Source organism: Pseudomonas sp. JR33AA (assembly GCF_021378985.1).
Classification (GTDB): domain Bacteria; phylum Pseudomonadota; class Gammaproteobacteria; order Pseudomonadales; family Pseudomonadaceae; genus Aquipseudomonas; species Aquipseudomonas alloputida.
In genome coordinates this window covers 137,373-162,445 of the sequence record NZ_JAJSAW010000004.1, presented here as the reverse complement: position 1 = coordinate 162,445, position 25,073 = coordinate 137,373, and the positions used below count along the sequence as shown (strand labels likewise).

20 protein-coding genes and 2 pseudogenes are annotated in these 25,073 nt (G+C 61.3%); 8 read left to right on the top strand and 14 right to left on the bottom strand.

Features of this window, described 5'->3' with window-relative positions; translation table 11 throughout:
* Positions 1–91: 91 nt before the first annotated feature.
* The 5 genes and pseudogenes from LVS58_RS08880 (at position 92) to LVS58_RS08860 (ending at position 2,893) form a co-directional block, all read left to right on the top strand.
* The gene (locus LVS58_RS08880; RefSeq protein WP_233690752.1) at positions 92–1,006 is read left to right on the top strand and encodes a LysR family transcriptional regulator; all 915 of its coding nucleotides are present in this window, start codon (positions 92–94) and stop codon (positions 1,004–1,006) included.
* Positions 1,007–1,190: 184 nt separating this feature from the next.
* Positions 1,191–1,322 (top strand): annotated as a pseudogene (locus LVS58_RS08875) (type II toxin-antitoxin system PrlF family antitoxin); the annotation flags it as partial.
* A pseudogene (locus tag LVS58_RS08870) lies at positions 1,322–1,420 on the top strand (toxin YhaV); the annotation flags it as partial. The pseudogenes LVS58_RS08875 and LVS58_RS08870, both read left to right, overlap by 1 nt.
* A 345-nt stretch (positions 1,421–1,765) precedes the next feature.
* Positions 1,766–2,344 carry an NAD(P)H-dependent oxidoreductase gene (locus LVS58_RS08865; RefSeq protein WP_233690750.1) on the top strand — a complete coding sequence of 193 codons (579 nt, stop codon included), beginning with the start codon at positions 1,766–1,768 and terminating at the stop codon, positions 2,342–2,344.
* A 165-nt stretch (positions 2,345–2,509) separates the two neighbouring features.
* On the top strand, positions 2,510–2,893 hold the full coding sequence (locus tag LVS58_RS08860; protein WP_003253954.1) for a MerR family transcriptional regulator: 384 nt from the start codon (positions 2,510–2,512) through the stop codon (positions 2,891–2,893).
* Between the two features lie 69 nt (positions 2,894–2,962).
* Here LVS58_RS08860 and LVS58_RS08855 read toward each other — a convergent pair whose 3' ends face one another.
* The 14 genes from LVS58_RS08855 to LVS58_RS08790 form a co-directional block, all read right to left on the bottom strand.
* Positions 2,963–5,572 carry an efflux RND transporter permease subunit gene (locus tag LVS58_RS08855; RefSeq protein WP_233690749.1) on the bottom strand — a complete coding sequence of 870 codons (2,610 nt, stop codon included), beginning with the start codon at positions 5,570–5,572 and terminating at the stop codon, positions 2,963–2,965.
* A 33-nt stretch (positions 5,573–5,605) separates the two neighbouring features.
* The gene (locus LVS58_RS08850; protein ID WP_233690748.1) at positions 5,606–6,442 is read right to left on the bottom strand and encodes an outer membrane lipoprotein-sorting protein; all 837 of its coding nucleotides are present in this window, start codon (positions 6,440–6,442) and stop codon (positions 5,606–5,608) included.
* Positions 6,443–6,492: 50 nt separating this feature from the next.
* Positions 6,493–7,776, bottom strand: coding sequence for a DUF1302 family protein (locus LVS58_RS08845; RefSeq protein WP_233690747.1), 1,284 nt, complete (start codon positions 7,774–7,776; stop codon positions 6,493–6,495).
* 2 nt (positions 7,777–7,778) lie between these two features.
* Entirely contained in the window at positions 7,779–8,543 is a 765-nt protein-coding gene (locus LVS58_RS08840; RefSeq protein ID WP_233690746.1) for an SDR family NAD(P)-dependent oxidoreductase, read from the bottom strand.
* Complete coding sequence (locus LVS58_RS08835; protein ID WP_233690745.1) at positions 8,540–9,277, bottom strand: SDR family NAD(P)-dependent oxidoreductase; 738 nt, start codon at positions 9,275–9,277, stop codon at positions 8,540–8,542. Before LVS58_RS08835 ends, LVS58_RS08840 begins: the two co-directional genes overlap by 4 nt.
* Before the next feature lie 9 nt (positions 9,278–9,286).
* Positions 9,287–12,157 carry an aminotransferase class III-fold pyridoxal phosphate-dependent enzyme gene (locus LVS58_RS08830; RefSeq protein ID WP_233690744.1) on the bottom strand — a complete coding sequence of 957 codons (2,871 nt, stop codon included), beginning with the start codon at positions 12,155–12,157 and terminating at the stop codon, positions 9,287–9,289.
* Positions 12,158–12,195: 38 nt separating this feature from the next.
* Positions 12,196–13,407: a beta-ketoacyl synthase N-terminal-like domain-containing protein gene (locus LVS58_RS08825; RefSeq protein ID WP_233690743.1), complete on the bottom strand. Its 1,212-nt coding sequence runs from the start codon at positions 13,405–13,407 to the stop codon at positions 12,196–12,198.
* Positions 13,404–14,702 carry a beta-ketoacyl-[acyl-carrier-protein] synthase family protein gene (locus tag LVS58_RS08820; RefSeq protein ID WP_233690742.1) on the bottom strand — a complete coding sequence of 433 codons (1,299 nt, stop codon included), beginning with the start codon at positions 14,700–14,702 and terminating at the stop codon, positions 13,404–13,406. The genes LVS58_RS08825 and LVS58_RS08820 overlap by 4 nt, the downstream gene beginning before the upstream one ends.
* Positions 14,699–15,625, bottom strand: coding sequence for a beta-ketoacyl synthase (locus LVS58_RS08815; protein ID WP_233690927.1), 927 nt, complete (start codon positions 15,623–15,625; stop codon positions 14,699–14,701). The genes LVS58_RS08820 and LVS58_RS08815 overlap by 4 nt, the downstream gene beginning before the upstream one ends.
* A 157-nt stretch (positions 15,626–15,782) precedes the next feature.
* Positions 15,783–17,057 carry a beta-ketoacyl-[acyl-carrier-protein] synthase family protein gene (locus LVS58_RS08810; RefSeq protein WP_233690741.1) on the bottom strand — a complete coding sequence of 425 codons (1,275 nt, stop codon included), beginning with the start codon at positions 17,055–17,057 and terminating at the stop codon, positions 15,783–15,785.
* Between the two features lie 11 nt (positions 17,058–17,068).
* Positions 17,069–17,638 carry an acyl carrier protein gene (locus LVS58_RS08805; RefSeq protein ID WP_233690740.1) on the bottom strand — a complete coding sequence of 190 codons (570 nt, stop codon included), beginning with the start codon at positions 17,636–17,638 and terminating at the stop codon, positions 17,069–17,071.
* A gap of 509 nt (positions 17,639–18,147) precedes the next feature.
* A complete protein-coding gene (locus LVS58_RS08800; protein ID WP_233690739.1) occupies positions 18,148–19,071 on the bottom strand; it encodes a homocysteine S-methyltransferase family protein in 924 nt (307 codons plus the stop codon).
* Positions 19,068–20,114, bottom strand: coding sequence for an ABC transporter substrate-binding protein (locus LVS58_RS08795; RefSeq protein ID WP_233690738.1), 1,047 nt, complete (start codon positions 20,112–20,114; stop codon positions 19,068–19,070). Before LVS58_RS08795 ends, LVS58_RS08800 begins: the two co-directional genes overlap by 4 nt.
* An 8-nt stretch (positions 20,115–20,122) precedes the next feature.
* Positions 20,123–22,180: an ATP-binding cassette domain-containing protein gene (locus LVS58_RS08790; RefSeq protein ID WP_267954369.1), complete on the bottom strand. Its 2,058-nt coding sequence runs from the start codon at positions 22,178–22,180 to the stop codon at positions 20,123–20,125.
* Between the two features lie 348 nt (positions 22,181–22,528).
* Between LVS58_RS08790 and LVS58_RS08785 the strand changes: the two genes are divergently transcribed.
* Genes LVS58_RS08785 through LVS58_RS08775 form a run of 3 tightly spaced genes read left to right on the top strand, consistent with a single transcriptional unit; the run spans position 22,529 to position 25,042 of the window.
* Entirely contained in the window at positions 22,529–22,687 is a 159-nt protein-coding gene (locus tag LVS58_RS08785; RefSeq protein WP_233690736.1) for a hypothetical protein, read from the top strand.
* A gap of 55 nt (positions 22,688–22,742) precedes the next feature.
* On the top strand, positions 22,743–23,930 hold the full coding sequence (locus tag LVS58_RS08780) for an acyl-CoA dehydrogenase family protein (protein ID WP_233690735.1): 1,188 nt from the start codon (positions 22,743–22,745) through the stop codon (positions 23,928–23,930).
* 8 nt (positions 23,931–23,938) lie between these two features.
* Positions 23,939–25,042, top strand: coding sequence for a sigma-54 interaction domain-containing protein (locus LVS58_RS08775; RefSeq protein WP_233690734.1), 1,104 nt, complete (start codon positions 23,939–23,941; stop codon positions 25,040–25,042).
* Positions 25,043–25,073: the final 31 nt, after the last annotated feature.

Genomic DNA, 25,073 nt, shown 5'->3' with positions numbered 1-25,073 from the left:
TTTCCCTGCGATTGGTCCCCCTAAACCCGTGCAGGGTAACAGCCTTTGGCCTTAAGATTCACCTCTGCCCCACATTAGGCGAAGCGCACCGATGAATCGAAACGACCTGCGTCGTGTAGACCTCAACCTGCTGATCGTGTTCGAAACGCTGATGCACGAGCGCAGCGTGACCCGTGCCGCAGAAAAACTGTTTCTCGGTCAGCCGGCCATCAGCGCGGCGCTGTCGCGCCTGCGCAACCTGTTCGACGACCCGCTGTTCGTGCGCACAGGGCGTAGCATGGAGCCGTCGGCACGGGCCCACGAGATCTTCGCCCTGCTGTCACCGGCACTGGATTCGATTTCCACTGCAGTCAGCCGCGCCGCCGAATTCGACCCAGCCACCAGCAATGCGGTGTTCCGCATCGGCCTGTCGGACGACGCCGAGTTCGCCTTGCTGCCGCAACTGCTCAAGCGCATTCGCGCCGAGGCGCCCGGTATCGTGCTGGTGGTGCGACGGGTCAACTACTTGCTGATGCCAACCCTGCTGGCCTCGGGCGAGATATCGGTGGGGGTCAGCTACACCAGCGAACTGCCGGCCAACGCCAAGCGCAAGGTGTTGCGCCGCAGCACACCGAAACTGCTGCGCGCCGACAGCGTACCCGGCAGCATCACCCTGGATGACTTCTGCGCCCGGCCCCATGCATTGGTGTCGTTTGCCGGGGATTTGTCCGGGTTCATCGACGAAGCCCTGGAAGAAATCGGCCGCAAGCGCCATGTGGTGCTGGCGGTGCCGCAGTTCAACGGGCTGGGGAGCTTGCTGGCAGGCACCGATATCGTGGCAACGGTACCGGACTACACGGCGGATGCACTGACGGCCGCCGGCGGCTTGCGGGCCGAGGACCTGCCGATACCCGTGCGCAGTTTCGAACTGCACATGGCCTGGCGCGGGGCACAGGACAATGACCCGGCGGAGCGGTGGCTGCGGTCGCGGATACAGATGTTCTTCGGGGACCCTGAGAGTCTTTAGAGGATCGTGTCCCGAGAGGTGGTGTAAATCATACTACGGCATTACTGAGCGTCCTCCCCGCCTATGCTTTACCAGCAGAAAACCAGGATCGGCCACGTAGGGATTATTCCTTACCATTCAATCAATACATCTGGGATGTACGCTCATGCCTGCTATCCACGGAATCGCCACGTTGACCTCGAATTTGCTGGAGGCTGATATCCGAAGCGGGCGCAACCTCACCACCCTGCCAGAAGACCTGGCGCAAACCATGCTCGCCAATGCGGGCCACGCTGTAAATCTGGACGAAGATATCGACGGTGAGGTCGCGATCTGATGCTGCGACATAGCTGGACACCATTGTTCCATGAAGGTGTGACTTTAGAGCTACGCAAATTGCAAGAAGCCGCCGACCGGGCCGAGCAGAACGACCCGTTCTCCGGCGACCCTGACAGTCTTTAGGGAAACTCCAAACAAATCACCCAGCACCCGGCAACGGCTGACTTCTAGGCTTAGAAAAGCTCGATTTGCAGGCGAGGATTATTGAACACCAGGGCAGTCCCCTGGTTTTCTGGCTTTGACATGCTCTAGTCCTGTTGCCGGACACTGCCATGTCCACTGCGTCGGCATCGATTGCATTTCTGCGCCCGCTCATTCGACGGTTTACCGGGCTACACCCGAGCGCTGCGGGACTGTTTGTCTCTACCGCTATCCGACAAGGCTTGACTCTACCGTAAGGGGCAGACTTTACCCTTGGCACTTCATTACCTGGAGTTTGTCATGAAGCGCAAACGCATGCTCGTAATCCTCGGCCACCCTTCGAACGACAGCTTTTGCGGCGCTGTGTCCGAACGTTATGTCGAGGCCGCCAAGCAAGCAGGCCATGAGGTGCGCCTGCTGCGCCTGGACACTCTGGATTTCGATCCGGTGTTGCACGATGGCTATAACCAGATCCAGCTGCTTGAACCCGATTTGATCGACGCACAGAACGACATTACCTGGGCCGAACACCTGACATTGGTGTACCCGATCTGGTGGGGCGGCATTCCGGCGTTGCTCAAGGGGTTCTTCGACCGCGTGTTTCTACCCGGTTTTGCCTTCAAGTACCGCAAGGGCTCGCCCTTCCCGGATAAGCTGCTCAAGGGCCGCACGGCTCACCTTTTGGTGACCATGGACACGCCGCCGTGGTACTACCGGTGGGTGTATCGCATGCCGGGCCTGCACCAAATGCGCAAGACCACCCTGGAGTTCTGCGGCATAAAACCCCTGAAAACCCTGACCTTCGGTCCGGTATTGGGCTCCAAGCCGAAACAGCGTGAAGCCTGGCTAAAACAGGTCCAGGCAGTCGCCAGTCACTGATCGGCCCCGGTCGGGCCCTGCCCTGCGCAGCCCAGCCGAGCCTCCCTGCCGTGACACCTCGTCGAACGTGGCTTCCCAGCCCCTGACGCTTGTGCAAAGATGTCGCGCGCCTGTACGAGCGCGCGACATCTTTTCGCTTCTGCTGCGTCAAAAAAAGGGATTTTCATGTACATCGGCAAAGCAGCCCAGCTGTCGGGCACCACCGTCAAGAGCATTCGACATTACGAAGAAATCGGCCTGTTGCCTCCCCCGCAACGCGAAGGCAAGTACCGCATCTACAGCCAACAAAGCGTAGAGCTGCTGACCTTCATCAAATGCGCTCAGCAACTGGGTTTCAAGCTCAAGGAAATGCAGGCCATTCTGCAGGATCATCGCGGCCAGGAGCTGCCCTGGGATCTGGCCATGCAGGCCATCGATAACAAAAAGCAGGAATTGATGGGGCAGATCCAGGCCTTGCAGCAAGTGCATGACGGCTTGGTTGAGTTTGAGCTGAGCCTCAAGGATGCTCAGATGCAATGCCAGTTCGAACACCTGGAAAAAGCCCGCTGAATCCGCACCGCCACCCCTGAACGGCCATGGCGCCCCGTGCCGTTTCCAGCACGCAGGCGCCCCGGCGATTTAGCCTGGCACAGCCCCACCCCTCGGCTGCTCGCCCTCTTGCACTGCTGGCTGCGGCACAATCGAGGCAAAGAACCACGGCGAAATCAGCGTGACCAACAAAATGGTCATGAAGCCGCTGGATGACAGCGCCAGTATCACCAATACACCCAGGTCAATGACGGGTTTGTAGGCGGAGAACAGCAACGCGACAAAGCCCATCGAGAAGATCACGACGTTGACCACCGTCGAGCGCCCAACGCCCTGCATCGCCGCCAGGATGGCCTCGTCGATCTCGATGCCCTTCTGCACCAGCATCTTGATCCGTGACAGCAGGTGAACGGCGTAATCCACCACGCCCACCACCAGGAACGTCACCAGTGTGGTACCGATGTTCAACTCGATATCCAACAGGTACATGCTGCCGTACACCGTCACCGACGTGGTCAGCAACGTCAGCATGCCGAGGATGCCCAGGCGTACTGACTTGAGCCAGAACATCATCATCAAGGTCACGGCCAGCAACGCCAGCGAGAAGCTCAGCACCTGACCCTGGGTGATTTCCTGCAACACGCCGGTCCATATGTACGGCGTACCGGCGTGGGTGACTTGCAGGTTGGCCGGTTTGTTGATGGCCAGCCAGGCGTCCAGTTTATCGAGCATCGCCTGGTAGTCGCCCGCCACAGAGGAAGTCATGGTGAACAGCGTCACCGCCTTCGAATAATCGGCATTGAGCACGTTCTGCAAGTCAGTGCCGCCACCGTTCTCGAACATCATGATGTGTTGTTCGATGAGCGAGTTGCCATCGACATCGAAGGTCTCCGGTTTCCCGTCATCATCGACCACCGTCACCTGCTCCACCGCCTGCGGCACCCGCAGGAAAGCAGGGTTCATGTCGTTGAGCACGAGGTTCATGCGCTTGATGTAGGTCGCCACCGAATAGGTGTAACTCACGTTCGGCTGAGCCTTGATGAACTGGTCCAGACGTTCGAGGAACTGCACGGTTTCAGTGGTCAGCGCGCCACGCGGCGTATGGGTGTCGAAAGCGATCCAGCCCGGCGATGTACCCGCGACTCCGGCCCGGTTGATGAACTCGTCGGACATCCGCACCGGGCTGTCCTTCTTGAAGTAGGCAATGCCCGAATCTTCGATATCCACCTTGAACGTGAACACCGTCATCATCGCCAACAACGGCAGGGTCACCAGCAGTACCGGTTTGCGCCAGCGAATCAGCCAGGCACAGAACACCACCAGATAGTGGGAGATCAGCGACTCTTTCAGTTGCACTTTGCGCGGGACGGCATCTTTGCCCCAGATCGAAATCCACGCCGGAATCAGTAGCAACGAGATGATCAGCGCCGCCGTCAGGCCGATGGACATGAACACGCCAAAGTTGCGGATGCTGACAATGTTGTTGGTGGTGGAAATCAGGAACGTCGCAATCGTCGTGACCGTTGTCAACACGACGGGCGTGACCATCAGGCGCTGGGTTTCACGGTTGGCTTCGCGGAAAGACTTACCCGCATTGAGCTGTTCGTAATACTCGGCCATCACGTGGATCGCGTCGGCACAACAGATGGTAAACAGGAACACTGGCAAGACACTGGTGAGCAAGTCCATCGGCACACGCAGCAGCGCCATCAGGCCAAGGGTCCAGATGGTGCAGAACAGGATATTGAACAGCGGCAGCACCACGCCAAGTGGTTTGCGAAAGAAGAAAACCAGCAGAGAGGTCACCAACAGGAACACGATCGGGAACAGCATCGCCAGGTCGTGATCGATGATTTCCTGCTGTGCCGCAATGAAAATCGGCATGCCGGCGATGAACACCTCATCGGTGAACTCCGGGTGAGCGGCCTGGTACTTCGCGATGATCTCGCGGACCTGGTGATAGGCACGCAACTGGGCCTGAGCGTCATCCTGTTTGGTGCCCAGTTCGGCGACGACCATGGCGACTTTCTTGTCCGCCGAGACGACGCCGCCGACCATCTGCTCGTTGCCCATGATCTGCGCTTCGACCTTGATCGGGTCCATATCCAGGGCGTGCAGGGTCTTGTGGATCCACAACTCGCCATCGGCACTCAAGCTGATGTTCTCCAGGTCAGCCATCGAGGCCATTTCCTGGATCGGGTTGAGCCGCTCGGCAAGAAAGCTCAGGAACTGCAGGTCATGGCTGTCCCAGTGCCGGGCAATCGCATGGTCGCGCAGCGCTTTGGCGGCAGCATAATCGTTCTGCGAAAAACCCTCGGCGAGGATCTGCACCAGCAAACCCTGGGCCTCATGGTCGCCACTGTGGAGGCCGACGATGCGCTGCAGTTCGACACGGTCCTCATCGTTCGCCAGCATCAACCGGCGTATGGCCTGGGACAGTTCGAACTGAGCGTTCAGCGACGTGGTGTTGAAGACACTCTCGGGGTTGCTCAGCGCCACCATGACCGAGTCATACGTGCCGGTAAACTCGCGCTGCAAGTCAATGATCGTCTTGCGCGCCGGGTGAGTGTCCTTGAGCAGATACGGATTGGTGTCCGACATCAGCGCGCCGAGGGTGTAGGTGAAGTAGGCGGTGATCGCCACCAGCACGAACACAATTGCCCGCGCATAGCGCTCGACGAAGTTCAGGTATCTTTCCATGAATGAGGGTTCCAGATGAAACGAAAGCGGCGCTTAGCGGGCAGACACGGCGTATTCCGGCAAGTCGCCGGCTTTCAGCCCGCGCTTGATCGCGGTCTGCGTGAACAGGCGGTCGTCCAGCGCGACGTTGTACTGCAACTGGTTGAAGCGCAGCTGAGAGCGCGTACCGGCGATGAAATCTTCGGTTTCGCTGAAGGTAATGCTGTCGATCTGGTCGATGGTTTCAGTCTTCAGGGTGCGCATCTGCTTGAACATCACACCTTTTACATCGAAGAAGTCCTGGCGCAGCACCAGTGAGTTCTTCTTGTCAATCCAGACCTTGAGCTTGTTGTAGCCGGTCTTGGCCAGCACGGCTGGCGTCGCCGGCTCACGCTCGATCACGTAGCAATCGCGACCCTGCAACTGCTCTTCGCCAACCAGCGTTTGGCGATAGTCTTCGGCGCGAATCTTGTCGAGGTCGGCATAGGAGTAGTCGCTACCCATGAACGCCCCACGTTTGTCGGTGGTGGAAATCCTTCGGGTCTGTCGACTGACCGGCAAATACATCCATTGGCTGTCTTCGAGGCCCAGGGCCTCCCGCGGGTTTTCGATGTGGAAGGCGACGTCACGCACATCACTCGGCGCGGAGAAATACATGGTGAACTTGTCGCTGTCCGGATAATCCTTTTGCAGGTAGCTGAACTCGCGGATGCGGCTGTTACCTTGCTTGTCGATCAGGATCAGGGACACCTGGGACATGAAGCTCTTGCCGTCATCGCGGTCCCGGGCCTGGCGGATGATATCGTCGGCCGTGCGTGTTTCAGCTGCCATGGCGGCAGCGGCGCTCAGCAGCAGTGCGCTTGCAGTCAGGGTCTTGAAGATGGGCAACATCGCGATTTCCTTTTCATGGTTTGAGTGGTTCGCACACCGCACCGGTGTGGTCAGAACAGATAACCGGCGGACAAGCGCACCTGGTCGCGGTTGGCGTACGCACCGAACTGGCGGTCGGGCTTGCCGAAGAACACATCGACTTCGAGCCCCAGCTTGAGCCAGTCCACCGGTTTGTAGGTGAAGATCCCCTGAACGAAACTGTCGTCCTGCGCTGGCGGCGACATGCCGAAAACCAGACGGGTCTTGAGACGATCCTGGAGCTGCGAGCCCTCGGCAGACACGGTGAACAGGTCGTCGCGTTTGTCCTGGACCATGCCGGGCTGCCAGTCGAGCAGCCGCTGGTGTTGCCACTGCGTCGAAATCAGCCAGTCCCGCAATAGGTAATCGACGCCCAGCAGCGACTTGGTCATCGCCGTCTGGTCGCTGCCGTAAGCGCGGTAAGGATTGGTGACGCGCCAATTGTCGAAGTAGGCAACTTCACTGCGTATCACGATGCTGTGGCCGGCATCGATGGCCACACTGGCGCCGCCCATGGAATAGCGCGGAAATTGCCGTTCGAGGCGAATCAGGCCCTCTTCGGTTTGGCCTTCGACGGCGTAAACCGGGTCCTGTTGGCGGGCGTTGAGGGCAACGAAGCTGACATCCACCGTGCCGATCCGGCCGTTGGCACTGGCGCCGTAACCGAAGCCACTGTGACCGTCATAACCGGGCCGCGAATCGACCACAAACATCTGCGGATCGGGTGTGGCAAAGATCGGTGCATCGAACTCGCTGCCGACGGCCGGCGCCTGGTTTTTCACAAAATCAGTGATCACCAGCGCTTCCAGCTCCCACTCGGCGACCGGCTGCACCATGCGAATCATCGGCACGGCAATGCGGCTGTCTTCCAACAGACCGATCACACCCTCGCGATAATCCAGCGGGTTGATCTGATCGAGCACCCGTAATTCATCTGCACGCCCCCACACCACCTGCTGCCAGCCCACCGTCAGTTCGCCGTCACCGACGTAGAGCCCCCAGTAAAGGTGCCGCCAATCGGCAGTGGCCCGGTAATCGTCCCGGGCTTGCGCGCTGTAGGGGTTGTTGCCGTCATAACGGAAGTCGTAACGGGCTCGGCCCTTGGCCTTGTAGTAGCCGCTGTCCCAGGCATCCTCCAGGCTGAACTTCAGGTACACGGCCTTTTGCGTGACCTTGTCGTCACCGTGCAGACGCACGGCCGTGGCAACGCCGATCTCCGCTTCATGATGCTCCGGCAACCACTCGGCGATCGCCACTGGCGAGCCGAGGCTGACCAGCGCGGCCAAAAGGCCGCGGTTCAATCCCAGTCGAGCCATGGTTACATTCCCAACCCGGCACCGCCGTCGATCATCAGGCTTTGCGCCGTGACACCACTCGCCTGCGGGCTCGCCAGATAACGGACCATGGCCGCCACTTCGTCGCCCTGAATGAAGCGCCGTAGGGGCAACTTCTTCTTGGCATTGCGCAGGATTTGCTCGTGGGTGATCCCGGCGATGCGCGCTTGAGCCGCCAATTCGCCTTGCAGCATCGGTGTGTCGATCCAGGCGGGCAGGATGGCATTGACGGTGATTCGCCGTGGCGCCAGGTCCAGCGCCAAGGCTTTGGTCATGCCGATGATGCCGTGCTTGGAGGCGCAGTAAGCGGTGTTGCGAACCTTGCCCGCTCGGCCGAGGATCGACGACATGTTGACGATTCGCCCACCATCCGCCATCAGTGGCAGGCACAACGAGGTGACGTAAAAGGTGCCGTTGAGGTTGATCGAAATGACCTTGTGCCAGTTGTCGAGGTCTTCGGGTTCGTTCTCGTCGCAGACCCCGGCGCTGTTGACCAGCACATCGACAAAACCGACCCGGTTGGCCAGGCCCTTGAACAGAAGTTGCAGGCTGGCGAGATCGGCGATATTCGCTTGATGGGTTTCGATGCGAGCGGCAAACGCGCCCTCGGTGACCCAGCTCTGCAAGGTTGCCAGATCCCGATCAAGCAAGATCAAAAGGTGCTCGGCCTGGGCTGCAAAATTTTCCGCGACGGCGCGGCCAATACCATTGGCCGCGCCGGTAATCACAATCGTGCGTGCCTGGCTCATAGCATTTTCAATCCGCCGTTGACGGACAAGACTTCGCCCGTGACGTACAGGCCGCGCTCGGCCAGATACAGCACCGCGTCGGCAATTTCTTCCGGCCGGGCGAACCGTTTGATCAACAGCCGCGACTGGATTTCCTGCTCATGGGCGCCAACCAGTGCTTGGCTCATGTCGGTGCTGACGATGCCGGGAGCCACCGCGTTGACCCGGATGTTGCGTGGCGCCAACTCCACCGCCAGTGCCCGTGTCAATGCTTCTACACCGCCTTTGGCGGCGGCGTAGTTGCTCTGGCCCTTGCCGGGCTTTTGCGCAGCCACCGAACTGAGGTTGACGATGCACCCGCTGCGTTGGCGCATCATGCAGGGCAGCACCTGCTGACAGCACAACAACGTGCCGACCAGGTTGGTCTGGATGACCTCGGTGATGTCGCTCAACGATTGCGTGGCGAGCAAACCGTCACGGGTAACACCGGCGTTGTTGACCAACAAGTCGATACGCTCGAAACGTTGCTCGACCCGCTCAAAAAACGCCTGAATGCTCTGCGCGTCCTTGACATCACACTGCACGGCCAGGCACTCCCGGCCGAGCCCTTCGACCTGCGCCTGCAAGGCAGCGGCTGACGCCTCGTCACGCACATAACTGAAGGCAACCTGATAACCCGCGCCGGCCAGGGCCAGCACGATGGACTTGCCAATGCCGCGGCTGCCGCCGGTCACGACAGCTATTTTCTGAGTCATGACCGCTCCTTAAAGTGAGTTTTGAGTTTTGAATTGCGCGAGGGTAAAGCCGTGGGTCGCGGCCAGTGCGCGGACCTGCTGAACTTGCTCACGGCTGATATCGCCGTAGGAGCCGTGCTGGCTCATGCCAGACAAGCCCATCAACACCGACTCGGCCATGCACGCATACAGCTGGCCTTTTTTCAGGTAGGCCCGCACGTTTGGCGCCAGGCCGTCGTCGAACGGCGTCTGGACGATACCGCCGTGCATGTAGAGCACGTCTTCGCGTTGGCTCGGCAGGTCTTGGTGGACGTTCAGCGGCACGGCGATATCGCAAATCACGCTGCGCTCGGCAAAATGTTCGGCACCGAGGAACGGCTGAGGCGCATTGGCAGCGCACAGGACAATCCGTGCGCCCTTGAGGGCGTCGAGATCGTTGGTGACCGTGATGAAGGCGTTCGCGCCAAGGCGCTCGTCCACCAGACGGGCGATGTGCAAACCGAGGTCGGCTTTTTGTCCATGTGAGTGCAACAAACCACCAAAACCCTCAAGTGCCAGCAGTCGCTGCGCCAACCGGTCGTGTTCGGCCGTGCCTTTGAGGATCGAACGGGCCGCGTCGGCATAAATCTGCTGCGCGGTTTTCTCCAGGCGCCGAACCGAGCCGTCACGACCGCTGCCGATCAGAATCAGGTGAGCGACGGTGGCGGACAGCACCGAGGCATAGGTCGACGCAACGTTACCGGCGGCACCGACAACGGCAGCGGTTTGCTCGCGCAGTGCCAGACCTTGCTGTACACAGCCTTGCTCGATGGCTTCGAGCCCCATGCCGATGGTCAGGGCATTGCCGGACGTCAGCGCCATGTCGGCAATCTTCAGCGCCTGACAATTGTTGGTGACGATCGAGGTGTACATCCCGAGGCCGGCGATGTTGCAGCCATCGGCGCGGGCATCGGTGACACGTCTGCCGACTTCTTCGCGAATGCTGTCCAGGTCACCGCTGCGGATGTATTCGGCCATGGCATCCGAATCCATGCACAGCGGGTACAACGTGAACTCCACCGCCATACCGAGGCGCGACCGAATGATCACCGGGCCAACTGGCACAGCGCGGCGTTCAGGCTTGGTGCGGTTGATGAACGTGCGTTTTTGTTCCGGGCTCAGGGCTGCCAGCGAGGGATCGACGTCACCGAGGATATCGGCATCGATCAGGTGGTTGATGAACGCTACCCGAGCGACGACCTCGACTTTGGCATCGATGTTTTCAACGGGCTCAGCCACCCGAAAATCGTCCTGACGGGCTGGCACGGCGGGCATCGAGTCCGCGCAGATACCCGCCGCCAACGGCAACGCATCGCCACGGCGCAGCATGTCGCAGACCCGTTGCAGGGCACCGATCAGCCCGTCGATTTCGCTCAGGGTGATACAGGCTGGTGGCTCCAGGCGAATCACGTTGGAGTTGCTGCCCGACGGTGCTACCCGCAACGCCTCGAATTGCAACAGGTAACCGGCGATCAAGTAACCCAGGGCATCGTTGTACTGGGCCGACGCCTGTACCAGCGAGCTGCTGACACTCAAGTCGTGCAGTTCCAAACCCACCAGCAAGCCACGCCCGCGCACATCGGCGATCACATCCGGGTAGGCCATCTTCAGTTCATTGAGCGAAGCTTTGAGGTAGGCGCCCTTGGTGCGTATGTCCTTGAGCATCGCGTCGTCATTGGCAAACAACCGGCGCAATGCCGACAGCGCGATATGGCAGGACGGATCGTCCTCGGCGAAGGTCGAGCTGTGGATGTAGCTGAACTCACCTTCGTAGTGGCTGCTGCGGATCACCGTCGCGGCGATTTTCATCAAGCCGCCGCCGAGGGCCTTGGACAGGCAGTAATAGTCGCCTTGCAGGTTGAACTGGCTGCTGGCAAGAAACGTCCCGGCGCGACCAAAACCCGACTGCACTTCATCGACCACCAGCGGGCATTGTTGCTCGTTACACAGCTTGCGCAGCCCCAGGTAGAACTCGGCCGCGAACTCGTTGATACCGCCTTCGCCCTGAATCGGTTCCACCAACACGGCGGTAATCGCACTGAACGGCAGTTGCAGCACGTTCAGGTGGTCGCCGTCCCATTGCAGGCTCAACCAATGGTGCGTGTGTCGGGCCGGCAACTCCTGCAACTGATGGGGCTGCTGTGGGTCGATGAACTCGACGTTCAGACCAAAACGGGCAAACGGCGCGCGGTACTGACGGCCATAGGTCAGTTGCACGGTATTGACCAATTTGCCGTGGAAACTGCCGCGCAGGGCGATGAATACCGGTTCGATGTGCAACTGCGCCAGGTTGTGTTGGCGAACGGCTTCAACTACCTGACGCAAGGTCACGCTGTTCAGGGTGGCCGGCAGGACACCTGCAGGCAGGTCGAGGTCGGCCACATCCAGCTCGCGGTAAGCGCGCTCGCTGGCGGTCAGGCTGGCCAGGGTGAAATCGATGTCGTCGAACTGCTTTTGCAGGTTCTTCTGGCGACGGAACTCCGCGTGCTTGACGGCAATTTCCACCGCCTCCGCGCCACTGTTGGAAAAAGTCGAAATATAACGTTCGGTGTTCTTCAGCTCGCGATTGAAGGCGTCGCTGAGCGCCCGCCCCAATTGCCCGGCCGCACCGCGGATCGACATTTGTGCGTTGAACGGCACGTCGCTGCGCAGCAGCGCACATAGCTGATCGACAAACTGTGGGTCGTTGTGGCCGAACAGAGCCGCACCGTAACCGCCGAGAAAGTCGGTGACCGTGACCATGTCGCCCTTGGGGTTGCGGTAGAACAACTGGCTACCGAGGGCGCGCTGAAATTCACACTCCAGGCCCAGTGCCTGGAGCAGGCCGACGAATTTGGGCCGAACGAAATCGCGATAATCCATGACAGTCATATCCCTTGAAAGTAAAAAAGAGGCGGTAGTCAGCGGCAGTCCCGAGTGACCTTTGCGCTGTAAAGCACCTGATAGGCGGCGCTGAATCCGTTGTCGTCGCGGTTCAGCACCAGGCAATGCGCAAGGCTCGCGGTGTGGGGCGCGCCCTTAATGAACGGCAGGTTTGCCACTGGCTGCTGCAAACCGGCAATCGGCGGCACGCTTTGGGCCTGCAATGCGCAACGCGCAAGCATCAGATCCACCAGGCTCGGCGCCGCGCTGAGAATGCCGTTGATCGCCAACCCGCTGGTAATGTGCGAGGCGCGCGCAAGGGCCAGCGTCTTGCACAACACGCGGTCTTTGTGCGCATCGCCGGTGCCGCTGCACACCAACATATCGGTAGGGCTGTCGGGCAGGCTCAAGTGACCGAGGGCGGCATGGGCCGTCATGTCGGCGAGGCACACCTGAGGACCGGCCGGCAGGTCTTCGCGCCGGCGCAGCACCAGTGCCGCCGCGCCCTCCCCGGCAATGCCGCCGGTGCCCCGAAGGTCAAACGGCAGCAGAGAGTTCGAGCCGTTGGCGCTGATGACACCCGCCTGGACCAACCCGGACAGCGCCAGGGCATCCAGCTCGCTGCCCGCACCGACAACGATTGCCGCGTCAATTCGGCCATCCTGCAAAGCGGCCGTAGCCTCACGCAAGGCTGCCAGGTTGCCGGCGACACCTTGCATATAGGCGTTGCACTCACCCACCAGTTTCAGCGCCAGGCTGGTGACACCCAGCAAGCAGTTGCTCAAGCCTTTGAGCACCAGAAAAGGGTCCTGGGCACGGTCTTGCAGGATCCGTTTGGCGAACGCCGCCATGTCGGCGACGCCGTCCTGCCGACAGCCGAGCAACAACTCGGCGTAGGATTCCAGAGACGGATGGGTGTAGCCGCCCTGGCAGCAATACAAACCGAAACGGACATCCGGCTGATCATCGGCCAGGCCTGCTTCTTCCAACGCCTGACGAACCGCGCTGACACCCCAGATTACTGCCGGCGTGCAGTAACGCTGAAGGTTTTGCGCAAGGTCTTGTCGGCTGCGTTGGTGGTCCTGATCCTGAATTTGCCCGAACGCCACCACGCGTTCACTGCTGAACCGTCGGGCGTTGAGCGCCGTAATTGCACTGCGCCCTTCGGTTGCGGCCGCCCAGAAAGACTCGACACCCCAGCCGCTGGGCAACACGCAACCCGCACCGGCAATCGCGACCGCCTGTTTCATCGCGGCGCCTCCCGGTACTTGCCCAGCGCCAGGGAAGTGTTGAGGCCGCCGAAACCGAAGGAGTTGCTCAGGGCAACGTCGACCTTGCGCTTGACCGCTTGATGGGCGCAGTAGTCGAGGTCGCATTGTTCGTCGGCATCATGCAGGTTCAGGGTTGGTGTAACCCGATCATCCCGGCAGGCCAGGGCCGTGAGCATGAACTCCGGTGCTCCGGCGGCCGCAATCAGGTGGCCGAACTGGGATTTGTTGGCCGTCACCAGCAACCGCCGATAATGTTCGCGCTCGGCGAACAGGGTCTTGATCGCCAGGGTTTCGGCGGCATCGTTGAGGGGTGTCGACGTACCGTGGGCATTGATCAGATCGACCTGTTGCGGCGCAAGCCCCGCATCTGTCAGGGCCGCCTGCATCGCCAGCACCGCTCCCCGGCCCTGCGGGTCGGGTGCGGTGATTTTGTAGGCATCCAGGCTGCTGCCGAAACCCAGCACTTCGGCGTACGGCGTTGTCCCTCGGGCGAGCGCCCGTTCGAGGGTTTCGAGCACGACAAAACCACCGCCCTCACCCGCAATCAAGCCACTGCGATGGCGATCGAACGGCCGGCACAGTTCGGTGCCCCAACGCTGTTCGCTGCTGGCAGCGCCAAGCAGATACAGCGCGGTCATGGTGTCCAGGCTCAGCACCGAATCGGCGCCCCCGGCAATGGCCAGCTCGACCTCGCCGCGACGGATCATCTGGAATGCATTGCCGATGGCCTGGGACGCTCCCGCGCAGGCGCTGCTGATATTGATCACCGGGCCTTCACTGCCGATGCCATCGGCAATCACCCGCGCAAGTCGGTCGTTGCTCTGACACAGTGAACTGTCAGGATCGACCTGCGCCTTTCGTGCCATCAATTGAGCCCAGGACGGCGCCTGCGCCGGGTTATCCGGCAGGCCGAGCAGCATGTCCTGCAAACGATGAGCAGGCGCGCCGGACGCTGACAATACCGCCGCGCCACGCAACTGTTCAGGGCTCAGGCCACTATCGGCAATGGCTTGGGTGGCCGCGACCCAACCAAAGCGGGTGCGTTTTTCCAGCGACAATCCCCAGGCCGGATGGTCTTTCAAGTGTGCCGGCATCAGGCCCATATCCACGGGCGCTGCGTAACGCACGGGGAACGCACCCGCCTCGACGCCTTCCGGTTGCCATGGCCGAATGCAATGCTCGCCGGCCAACATTCTTTGCCACATGGACTGCCACTCGAAACCGAAGCCGGTGACGGCGCCCATGCCCGTGATCACGATCCGTGTGGGGCTCATGGGTAACTCTCCATTGTCTCTGTGTCCGACGACGTTCTGGCCAGCAGCACCGCGCCCCAATGTCCGCCTCGGCTATGTTCGAGCAACAGCGTGTAACGGCTGCAATCCAGTGCCCAGGTCACAGCGATTTCGCTGAGCAAGGCGCTGGCGCCCAAGTCGCCTACCAACGCCTTGGAGTGTTCGAGGGTGTGCCCAGATAGGGTGAACAACGCGGCAATCTGCGGATCCTGTGCATCGGCGACGACTTGCCCGATATCACTCAGGCGCAGTTTTTCGTTGCTCAAAGCACGCTCGATGACGTCGCGACCAACTGCCAGTCCACGCTCGGGTTGCGCGCTGTAACCACGGGCAAACCCGGCAATACGCAACGCAGGTTGAGCACCGCTGCCCGGGGTTGTCGTCAGCAACAGTGCCGCAGCACCTTCGCCGAAAACCCACGGGCCGGGGTTCACAGGGGGGTGAGTCGCGTCACGCAGGTACAACGCCGGGGTGATGTTCGGACTGCTACTGACGACGACGGCAGCATCGGCACGGCCTTCGCTCAGATGGGCGGCGGCGTCCATCAAAGCATCCAGCCCCGCATTGCCCTGGGAGCAGAAACCGCCCATGGGCCCCTTGCAACGCAAGGCCTCAGCCGCGTGGGCCATGACGCTGCTGTTGAGCATCATCAGCGCATGCAGCGGCGGTGTGTGGGCAAAGAATTGCGCCAACAGATCTGCCGGTTGTGCGCCAATGGCCTGCACTGCATCCCAGCAGGAGCTGGGGCCATCCACTTCCGGAATGGCAGCGATCAATGCGATCCGCTCGTCGGGCAGTTCCAGCCCACGCAAGGTCTCGGCGAGACGGCCGGCGCAGTACAGCAGTCGCGCACCCTGAGGCTCGAGGCTGCGGGACAGTTTGCGGTCGTACACACCCGCCGGCAAGGCGGGCGCTGCGACACAATGGGCCCGAAGTGCCGGGTCGAAATCCAGCGGCTGCGCGGCCTGAGGTTGGCTGTCACGAGACGCACATTCAGTACCGGCGGCGTTGAGCACCGACGCAGCAGTGATATAAACAGCGAGTGAATTGGATCTGGTCATGTCATGCCCTGCCCAGCACCAACGAACTGTTCACGCCACCAAACCCGAAGGAGTTGGAGAGCACGACATTGATCGGTTGCTGCAACGGTTCGCAAAGGAATTTCAACGCCGGAAATTCGGATTTTTCCGGCTGAAAATTGAGGGTCGGCAAGGCCACGCCCAATTGAATGCTCATCAACGACAGCACTGCCTCAATGGCACCACTGCCGGCCAGCGAATGCCCTACGGCAGATTTGTTGGCGGTGAACGTCATCTGCTCCAGGCTTTCGCCGAAGACCTGCGCCAGGCCCAGGGCCTCGCAACGGTCATTGGCCTGTGTCGAAGTGCCGTGAACATTTACATGGTCCACAGCCGCACCGGTCAGTCCGGCATCGGCCAGGGCCGCCGTCATGCAGGCGGCATATTTGCTGCCGTCGCGGCTGCTGGAGGTGATTTTCTCTGCCTCGCACAGGTTCGCGTAACCCAGCACCCGGGCCAGCGAACGGGCCTGACGACGCTCGGCATGCTCGCGGGATTCCAGCACCAACAGCGCCGCCCCTTCACTCAGCACAAAACCGCAGCGGTCCGGCATGAACGGCCGGCTCTGTTCTTGTGGGGAAAAGTCAACTCGCTGGCAGAGTGCGCCCAGCCCATCAAAGCTGTAGTAGGACAATTCATGGGCCATCAACTCCACCGCGCCACACAACGCCAGGTCGATCTCGCCACGGGCGATCGCTCGATAGGCGCTGCCGATGGCCATGGTGCCGGCGGCACAGGCATCGGAATGTGTGGAGATATGGTCACGTACACCCAGCCATTCGGCGAGATGGCGGGTTTGCTGATCAACCCGCCGGGCAAACGCACCACCGCTGAGGGTGTGGTTATCCAGGTACTGGTCGAGATCGACCCGCCCATGATCGTCCATGTAACGGCTGGCGTCCCGCAAATCACCGCTGACGCAATGTTTGTTGGCCCCGACGAAAACACCGCTGGCGACGCGGGCAAATGCGCCGTCGGCCAACCCGGCATGGGCCAGCGCCTGACGGGCCACGTAATGCGCCAGCCATTCCTGGCGGGAGGTGGTTTGCAGGTCGCCCGGAAAGGCCGCCGCGATGACCTGCCATTGTTGCTCATCGATAAATCCGGCCGCCGGGTTCGCAAACCCCAGTTCGACAAACGCCGGGTGCTGGCGAATGCAGGAACGGTTTTCGCTGATCGTCGTGAACAGCGAGGTCGCATCCAGTACCGTGGGAGCCACCAGGCCATAGCCCGTGACCAGAACCTCTCGGACCTGCATCAAGGCAACCCCTACGCCGAAGCCTTCAACTGGGTGGCCGCGTACTGCTCAACCAACAGACGTGAGATCGAGTCACCGTCCAAAGGGGTCAGGCGAGCACTGCAACCGCCACACACCACTTGTTTGCGTTCATTGAGTTGAGCATGAACCGCGCCACACTCAGGGCAGGTCTCGGGGAGGTAGTTGAACACGTTATGGCATTGCTGCGCCCAGTTACGCACGGTGGTGGCCGAGAAGACATCGCCCGGCTGCATGCCCGCATGCAACTGGCCCGGCGCATAAGCGCTGAGGCTCTGCTCCAGCAAGGCCACGCCGTCCTGCGTGATTCGGCCTTTTTCGACAAACCGGGTGGCGTCACCGAACACCGCTACCGCGTGATCCAGCACGCTGGTTTTTGGCAAGGTGCAACCATACTGACGGCCCAGCTGGAAGCTCAGGTCGACGATGTCCAGCGAGTCGGCGCTGAGGTCGTCAACGATGCTGCTGTGCTCTGTCACGTCGCCCCTGTCCAACACCAGCAACTGCGCAAGAATCTCCTGTGTACTGCTGATAACGCTGTCCAATTCCAACGGATTGTTCATTGATTGTTTCCCTACAAAAGCCGCATTGAACGAATAAATTCATCGGGCCAAAAAAGCGGTTTTCAGGCCAGATCTATCGAGGGCCGGGAGTCTAAAGTCTCCCCTTAAGGGGAGAGTCAACGCGCCATCATTGCTTTTTGTGAGAAATCCCGACGCGCCCTGAAACCTTTGATTCGTGCAGCTCAATGGGGCTTGGAGAGGGATCGTAAAAGGACAAAAACGATTGATTGAAACAGCACGATAGTTCCAGAAATGGGTGTCACCGTGCCCGCAAGCCCCAGAGGCACCCTGCGCAGCGGAACGGCTTTTTCGGGTCGTGAATGTCGTCGATCAGCAGGTTATTGCCCGCGTTCACCGGCGTGCCCATCAGGTGATGGACCAGCCCCGATGCAAAGCCGACCAAAGGCAACAGCCAGATGACCCAGCGGTGGGTAGTTGTTTGATAGTTGGGTAGCAGCCCTGGTCAATGATTATCGAGAGCTGCCAGGACAAACGCCTTGACAGGCAACTCAACCGCCTCGACGAGCGCCGGCTTGCAGATGCTCGTCAAGTCGGGCGATGTGCTCCGGGCCGATGCCGCAGCAGCCGCCCACAATGCCAGCCCCCTCCTCGACCCACTGCTGCGCCCACTGCAGGTACGCCTCGGGCCCTAGGTCGGCACGAATATCGAGCAGCGTATCGTTGGCCTGGGCATCTTCACGGACTGGAGGAAAGGCATTGGCATAGACACCCAGCGCTAACTCGCGAGCCTCCTGCTTCAATACCTGCCGGGCACTGCGCAGCGCTGCGCCCATGCTCTCCGGTTGGCTGCAATTGAATAGCAAGGCGCTGGCCCCCAGTTCAAGCGCCAGCAAAACTGCCTGCTGCACGCTTTCACCCGAGCGCAGCAAAGGCACCGCGTGCTCTGTGTCGGGATCGAGTAACGTGAAGGACAGCCAGAGCGGCTTGCCATCGCCGTCCAGGGCCGCGTGCACGGCGCGCGCTTCGGACAGGGAGCTCTGGGTTTCCGCCAACCAGAAATCCACATGGGGCGTCAGCCCGCAGATCAATTCACGGTGGATGGCCTGGGAACGGGCTGGATCAAAAAGGTCCGGGCGATACGACCCCAACGCCGGCGGCAGTGAGCCGGCGACCTGTACCGAAGCACCCGCCTCGTCGGCAGCACCACGGGCAAGCCGCCCGGACAGTTCAGCCAGCGCCCGCCCGGAGCGCGCAAAGCGTTCCTCGCCAATGTGAAACGGCACCACCGCGTAGCTGTTGGTGGTGATTACCCTGGCCCCGGCGGCAATGAACGCTCGGTGAACCTGCGTCACGTATTCGGGCGCTTCGAACAGCGCCAGTGCCGACCATTCCGGCTGCCGGAAGGGTGCGCCGATCCGCTTGAGTTCTCGTCCCATCCCACCATCGAGCAACGTCCATGCACGCCGAGTCATTGGGCTGCCACCTGGGTGCCAGTGGCACTCAACCAACGATCGACGGTCGCCTGATTGGCGGCGACCCAGGCTTTGGCCGCAGCATCCGCCGGCTGCTTCTCACGCTCGATCTTGAGGATCAGGTCGTTGAGGGAGGCCGGGTCGATACTCACGTTCTCCAGGAAGGCGGCAATCCGCGGTGCGCGCTGGCGTAGCGCAGAAGACGCGAGGATGTGCACCTTCGCATCGGGATACGCGCAGGTGATGCTGCTCTTGTTCAGCCAGTCGGCATCCACGGTCGGGCTGATGAATTTCCAGCAGCCGTCAGCCTTGTACAACGGGTCGCCCTTCTTGTTGTCCTGAGCATAGCCATCGAATGGCGGTTCATCGAGACGGCGCAGGTCATAGGCGGAGAAGATCCAGTCCGGTGTGTAGGCGTAGAAAATCACCCCACGCTCGGCCTTGTAGGCAGCATCCAGCTTCGCGTAAGTCACCGAGGCCTCCGTGGAGACCGACTCGAAGTTGCCGTCGAAACCGAAATCCTTGGCTTTGATCTGACCGATATAGGTCGACTCCCAGCCTGCCGGCCCGACCAATAGCTGGGACTTGCCACCGCCCAGCGGAGCAAACAACTTGGCGACCTCTGGCTTTTTCAGGTCATACACCGACTTGACGTTGTACTTGTCCTGGATGTAGCCCGGAATATAGAAGCCCTGCACTCCGACATAGGGCTGCTTGTTGGGGATCAGCGACCGGGTACCGCCGGTCACATACTTGGCGAAGGCTGCTGATTGGTTCGGCAGCCAGATGTCGGTCAGTACGTCCACCGAACCGTCACCCTTGGCAGCGGCGGCGAACAGTACCGGCAGATCACCGGCCAGGTAGGAAACCTCGCCGTCAAGGCGATTGGAAATGATGTCGCCGAGGATGTGCTGGATGGCGATGGCGCCGGTCCAGTTCTGCTCGCCAATAACGATCTTGTCCTTGGCGAAGCTTGCTGTCGCCGGCACCAGCGCGGCCAGCAGAGCGAACCCGGCAAGGCCGCGGGAAAGGAATCGGGTCATGGAACCTGTTACTCCTGAGTAGAATGATGACGTTTGCGAAGGGATGCCTGAATGATCCGGTCGGGCACCAGGGCACAAAAAACAATGGCAATACCCGCCAGGACGCCCTCACCACCCTTGATGTTGCGCAAGGCGGTCATGACGTCGTAGCCAAGGCCTCCGGCACCAATCAGTGCTGCCACGACGACCATGGACAGACTCATCACGATGGTCTGGTTCACCCCCAGCAACAGAGAGCCGGAGGCCAATGGCAACTCGACCCGGGTGAGCGTCTGCCAGGGCGTTGCGCCATGGGCGAGCGCAGCCTCCACCGCGGCCTTGGGCACCTCCTGAATACCCAGGGCGGTGAGACGGATCATCGGTGCCAGGGCGAAAATCACCGTGGCGATCACCGCGGGCGTCTTCCCGACCGAGAAGAAGGCCACCGCTGGAATCAGGTAGACGAATGTCGGTAAGGTCTGCATGACATCCAACAGCGGCGTGACCAGGCGCCGAGCCAGCGCCCGCTTGGCAAGAAGAATGCCGGTGGGAATGCCGATCAGCAGCGACAGCAGCACCGAAGCACCGACCAGAGCGATGGTAGAAATCGTACGCTCCCAGAAACCGAACAGGCCGATATAGCCCAGGGCTAACGCAGTCGTCAGGGCCAGGATTGCACCGGCGGAGCGCCAGGCGAGGTAGACCAACGCAAGCGCCGGTACCGGCCACGGAATCCAGCCCAGCGCACCTTCGACGCCATCGATGACGGTGCGCACCGCCACGATCACCCCGACAAATGCGCTTTCGAAGGTTACCTGAGACCAGCCAATCAACGCGTCGATGGCACCAGCGGCCGCCAGCATACTGTCGCGATCGGCGGGGAACTGCACCAGTGTTCCGGCAGCCTCCGGCGTCAGGGCGCGCCATACGGTCAGTGCCTGACTCACCAGTAGCAGCGCCAAGGGTAAAGCGACACCCGGAGAGTCACGGCCGTGGCCGTGCAGGCTCACCCAAGCACAACCCAAGCGATTGACCAGCAGCACTGCCAGTGCTGAGGCCGATAGCCACCCCGCCCCCTCGCGCCAAGCGCCAGCAAGCATGGCCAGGGCCGCCAACTCCACCAGCAGCGCCAGCCAGAACCAACCACCTCGTCCGGCGGCAGCGAGCGCTGCCGGGCCCAACACGCTTTGGCGAATCCAATGGATTGTCGATCGCGCTGGCAGCTCGGCCGACGCTGGCTCGCTGAGCACCTCGTCGCTAGACGACGCAATGCTCGGGCCGATATGCGGCCGCTCGTCGAAGAAATCCGCCACGCCCTCGTCCGCCGGGTGTTCAAGCAATTCACCCGGGGTGCCGACCTGAATCAGCCGACCACCGCGCAAGACGGCGATACGGTCTGCCAGACGTAACGCCTCGCCCGGGTCGTGGGTCACTAGCAGCGTGGTGATTCCCCGTTCGCGTACCAGTTGCATGAAGCGCCCCTGCAAATCGCGGCGGATGGTGGGATCCAGTGCACTGAAAGGTTCGTCCATCAGCAGAATGTCAGGATTGGTGACCAACGCCCGCGCAAGCCCGACACGTTGCTGCATGCCACCAGACAACTCGTGGGGAAAACGCTCGCTCCACGCTTTCAGCCCCACCGCCTGCAACTGCCGTAGTGCCGCTGCGCGGCGGGTACTTTCTGGCTCACCGCGCAACTCCAGGGGCAAGGCCACGTTGTCGAGCACGCTTCGATGCGGCAGCAAACCGAAATGCTGGAACACCATGCCGATGCGCTGCGACCGCAGCTGGCGCAGCGTAGGCTGCGTCAAGCTGCTCAGGACCTCACCGTCGATGAGCACCTCGCCGCTGCTCGGCTCTATCAACCGGTTGACGTGGCGCAGCAAAGTCGACTTGCCGCTGCCGGATGTACCCATCAAGCAAAGCACTTCGCCACGCCGCACCGCGAGGCTCACTTGCTCAACCGCGTTGGTGGAGTCTGACCGGCTCCCCTCGTACCGTTTGGTGACCGCGCGAAATTCCAGCGCAATATCGTGAATCGATACAGAGCCAAGGGCGTCTGCGCTGACCCGCGCAGTGGTTTCCAAAGGGTCGTTGGCAATTTGTGGGTATTTATCAGCGATCACGTCGCCCCCTGGCGTTCAATGGATTCCAGGGCAGCGAAGCAGGCTCCATGCCAATCGGCCAAACCCCGCGGAATCAAGCGCGGGATGGGGTTTTACCCAGACGGCATGGTGTTGAGGAGGCAGCAACGTTGCATGGCTGCTGTTGCGTGGGAAACAGCGATGAACAAGCCTGCGGTCTTAGCCGATTTATATTACTAGAAAGAATATAAATATTATTTTTTATTATTTTTAGAGATATAAATCGACTTTTATACTTTCATCAGACCCGCGATGGATCGGAGTGACAGTGTTGGAGGGTAGACATTTCTGATGCCAACGTCATTGCCTGCCTACGGCCGATCTCTGGTGCTGTTGCCGCTGCACCCGCTGTTCAGTTTCTTCCAGGCGCTGACGCTGCCTCCGGCGTATACGCCAGCAAGGCCGACTTCTGCGACTCCCCAAGCGTATGTGCTGAGCAAGATTGCCTGAGGAGCCGCTATGCCCCCCTTATCCGCCCTCCCCACCCGCCAGCGAGGAATACCGAGTGACAACCCCTCTACGACCTGCCGTGCTCACCCCCTTGCAGACTGCACGTCGCCTAGCGACGGAGTTCGCCGAAACCGCCGTCGAGCGGGACGAGGCCGGCGGCACCCCCAAGGCCCAGCGCGACGCTATCCGCCAGAGCGGCTTGTTGGCCCTGAGCATACCCACCCAGTTTGGCGGCCTCGGCGCTAGCTGGAGCGAAACCCTGGAGGTGGTGCGCGAATTTGCCCGGGTCGACAGTTCCATTGCCCACGTCTTCGGCTTTCAACACCTGATGCTGGCAACCGTACGCCTGTTCTCCCGCCGCGATCAGTGGCAACCCTGGTTCGAGCAGACCGCACGCAAGAACTGGTTCTGGGGCAATGCGCTCAACCCCCTGGACAACCGCACCGTACTCACACGCTTCGATGGTTGGTACGAGTTTTCCGGCAAGAAGAGTTTCTGCTCAGGCGCCAGCGACTCGGAAATGCTGATTGCCTCGGCAGTCGATGAAAGCGCTGGCGGCAAGCTGCTGATCGCTGCCATCCCCAGCGGCCGCACCGGTATCACACTGCATGATGACTGGAACAACATGGGCCAGCGCCAGACCGACAGCGGCAGCGCGACTTTCGAGCGCGTGCGCGTCGAAGAGAATGAGATGCTTCTCGACCCCGGCCCGCTGAGCACCCCCTTCGCCAGCCTGCGCCCGCTGATCGCCCAGTTGCATTTCGCCAACGTGTTCCTGGGTATCACCGAAGGCGCTCTGGAAGAGGCTCGCCATTACACCCTGAAGGAAGGCCGCCCGTGGTTCCGCTCCACAGCCCGACATGTCAGCGAAGACCCTTACATCCTGCGCCACTACGGCGAGTTCTGGGTCGGTCTGGAGGGCGTGCGCCTGTTGGTGGAGCGCGCCGCGACGCAACTCGACGCGGCCTGGCACAAGGAGCAGGCGCTCGGCGCCGAAGAGCGTGCGCAACTGGCGCTGGCCATCGCCACGGCCAAGGTGGCGGCGGCCCGCACTGGCCTGGACATCTGCAACCGCCTGTTCGAGGTCACTGGCGCACGCGCGACCCACGCCTCGCTACGCCTCGATCGCTACTGGCGCAACCTGCGTACCCAGAGCCTGCACGACCCGCTGGACTACAAACTCCACGAGCTGGGTGAGTGGGCACTGAGCCACACGCGACCCACCCCATCTTTCTACTCATAGGAATCGCCATGCAGTTGCTGACCCTCCCCCCTTCGCCGTCACTGGCGACATCGATCCGGGCAACCGCACAGGTCTTTGAAGACGCTAGATCGCAGGCGCTGCTCGCCCACCTGCAACAGGTCGCCCCCAGCGAGGCCAGCGTCCTGATCATTGGCGAGACCGGCACCGGCAAGGAGCTGGTCGCACGCCACATACACAACCTCAGCGGACGGCGCAACGGCCCCTTCGTCGCGGTGAACTGTGGCGCCTTTTCCGAGTCGCTGGTGGAGGCCGAGCTGTTCGGCCACGAGAAAGGCGCCTTCACCGGCGCCCTGGCGGCCAAGGCCGGCTGGTTCGAGGAGGGCAACGGCGGCACGCTGTTCCTCGATGAAATCGGCGACCTGCCCATGGCTATACAGGTCAAGCTGTTGCGCGTGCTGCAAGAGCGTGAAGTGGTGCGCCTGGGCTCGCGCAAGAGCATCCCCATCGACGTGCGCGTGGTCGCCGCCACCAACGTGCAACTGGACAAGGCCATCGCTGCCGGCAACTTCCGCGAAGACCTGTACTACCGCCTCAACGTGGTCAGCCTGCAACTCTACCCGCTGCGAGAGCGCCCGGGCGACATCCTGCCGCTGACCCGACACTTCATCAAGACCTACTGCAACCGCCTGGGTTACGGCGAAGTGCGCCTGTCCCCCGAGGCCGAACGCAAGCTGCTGAGCTACGACTGGCCCGGCAATATCCGCGAGCTGGAAAACGTCATCCACCACACCCTGCTGGTGTGCCGCAATGGCCTTGTGCAGGACGACGACCTGCGCCTGTCGCACCTGCGCATCGAGCGCCAGGACAAGTCGCCGGTGAGCACCGCCGAAAGCGCCGAAGAACAGTTGCTGCGAGCCTTTCAGCGCCTGTTCGAGGAGCAGGCCGGCGGCCTGCACGAGAAGGTCGAGGACAGCCTGCTACGCAGTGCCTATCGTTTCTGCCACTGCAACCAGGTGCACACGGCCAGTCTGCTGGGTCTGAGCCGCAACATCACCCGCGCCCGACTGATCGCCATCGGCGAACTGGTGGTCAACCGGCGCCGGCCAGAGCCCCAGACGCGCCCTGAGCGGGCGATACAACTATCAATCTGAGAGGCCGGGGGGACGCCACCGGCCCTGCGGG

Excerpts from the sequence above, each read along its gene's own strand:
- LVS58_RS08880 (WP_233690752.1), top strand. The coding sequence starts at position 92 with ATGAATCGAAACGACCTGCGTCGTGTAGACCTCAACCTGCTGATCGTG.
- LVS58_RS08865 (WP_233690750.1), top strand. The coding sequence starts at position 1,766 with ATGAAGCGCAAACGCATGCTCGTAATCCTCGGCCACCCTTCGAACGAC.
- LVS58_RS08860 (WP_003253954.1), top strand. The coding sequence starts at position 2,510 with ATGTACATCGGCAAAGCAGCCCAGCTGTCGGGCACCACCGTCAAGAGC.
- LVS58_RS08855 (WP_233690749.1), bottom strand. The coding sequence starts at position 5,572 with ATGGAAAGATACCTGAACTTCGTCGAGCGCTATGCGCGGGCAATTGTG.
- LVS58_RS08850 (WP_233690748.1), bottom strand. The coding sequence starts at position 6,442 with ATGTTGCCCATCTTCAAGACCCTGACTGCAAGCGCACTGCTGCTGAGC.
- LVS58_RS08845 (WP_233690747.1), bottom strand. The coding sequence starts at position 7,776 with ATGGCTCGACTGGGATTGAACCGCGGCCTTTTGGCCGCGCTGGTCAGC.
- LVS58_RS08840 (WP_233690746.1), bottom strand. The coding sequence starts at position 8,543 with ATGAGCCAGGCACGCACGATTGTGATTACCGGCGCGGCCAATGGTATT.
- LVS58_RS08835 (WP_233690745.1), bottom strand. The coding sequence starts at position 9,277 with ATGACTCAGAAAATAGCTGTCGTGACCGGCGGCAGCCGCGGCATTGGC.
- LVS58_RS08830 (WP_233690744.1), bottom strand. The coding sequence starts at position 12,157 with ATGGATTATCGCGATTTCGTTCGGCCCAAATTCGTCGGCCTGCTCCAG.
- LVS58_RS08825 (WP_233690743.1), bottom strand. The coding sequence starts at position 13,407 with ATGAAACAGGCGGTCGCGATTGCCGGTGCGGGTTGCGTGTTGCCCAGC.
- LVS58_RS08820 (WP_233690742.1), bottom strand. The coding sequence starts at position 14,702 with ATGAGCCCCACACGGATCGTGATCACGGGCATGGGCGCCGTCACCGGC.
- LVS58_RS08810 (WP_233690741.1), bottom strand. The coding sequence starts at position 17,057 with ATGCAGGTCCGAGAGGTTCTGGTCACGGGCTATGGCCTGGTGGCTCCC.
- LVS58_RS08805 (WP_233690740.1), bottom strand. The coding sequence starts at position 17,638 with ATGAACAATCCGTTGGAATTGGACAGCGTTATCAGCAGTACACAGGAG.
- LVS58_RS08800 (WP_233690739.1), bottom strand. The coding sequence starts at position 19,071 with ATGACTCGGCGTGCATGGACGTTGCTCGATGGTGGGATGGGACGAGAA.
- LVS58_RS08795 (WP_233690738.1), bottom strand. The coding sequence starts at position 20,114 with ATGACCCGATTCCTTTCCCGCGGCCTTGCCGGGTTCGCTCTGCTGGCC.
- LVS58_RS08785 (WP_233690736.1), top strand. The coding sequence starts at position 22,529 with ATGCCAACGTCATTGCCTGCCTACGGCCGATCTCTGGTGCTGTTGCCG.
- LVS58_RS08775 (WP_233690734.1), top strand. The coding sequence starts at position 23,939 with ATGCAGTTGCTGACCCTCCCCCCTTCGCCGTCACTGGCGACATCGATC.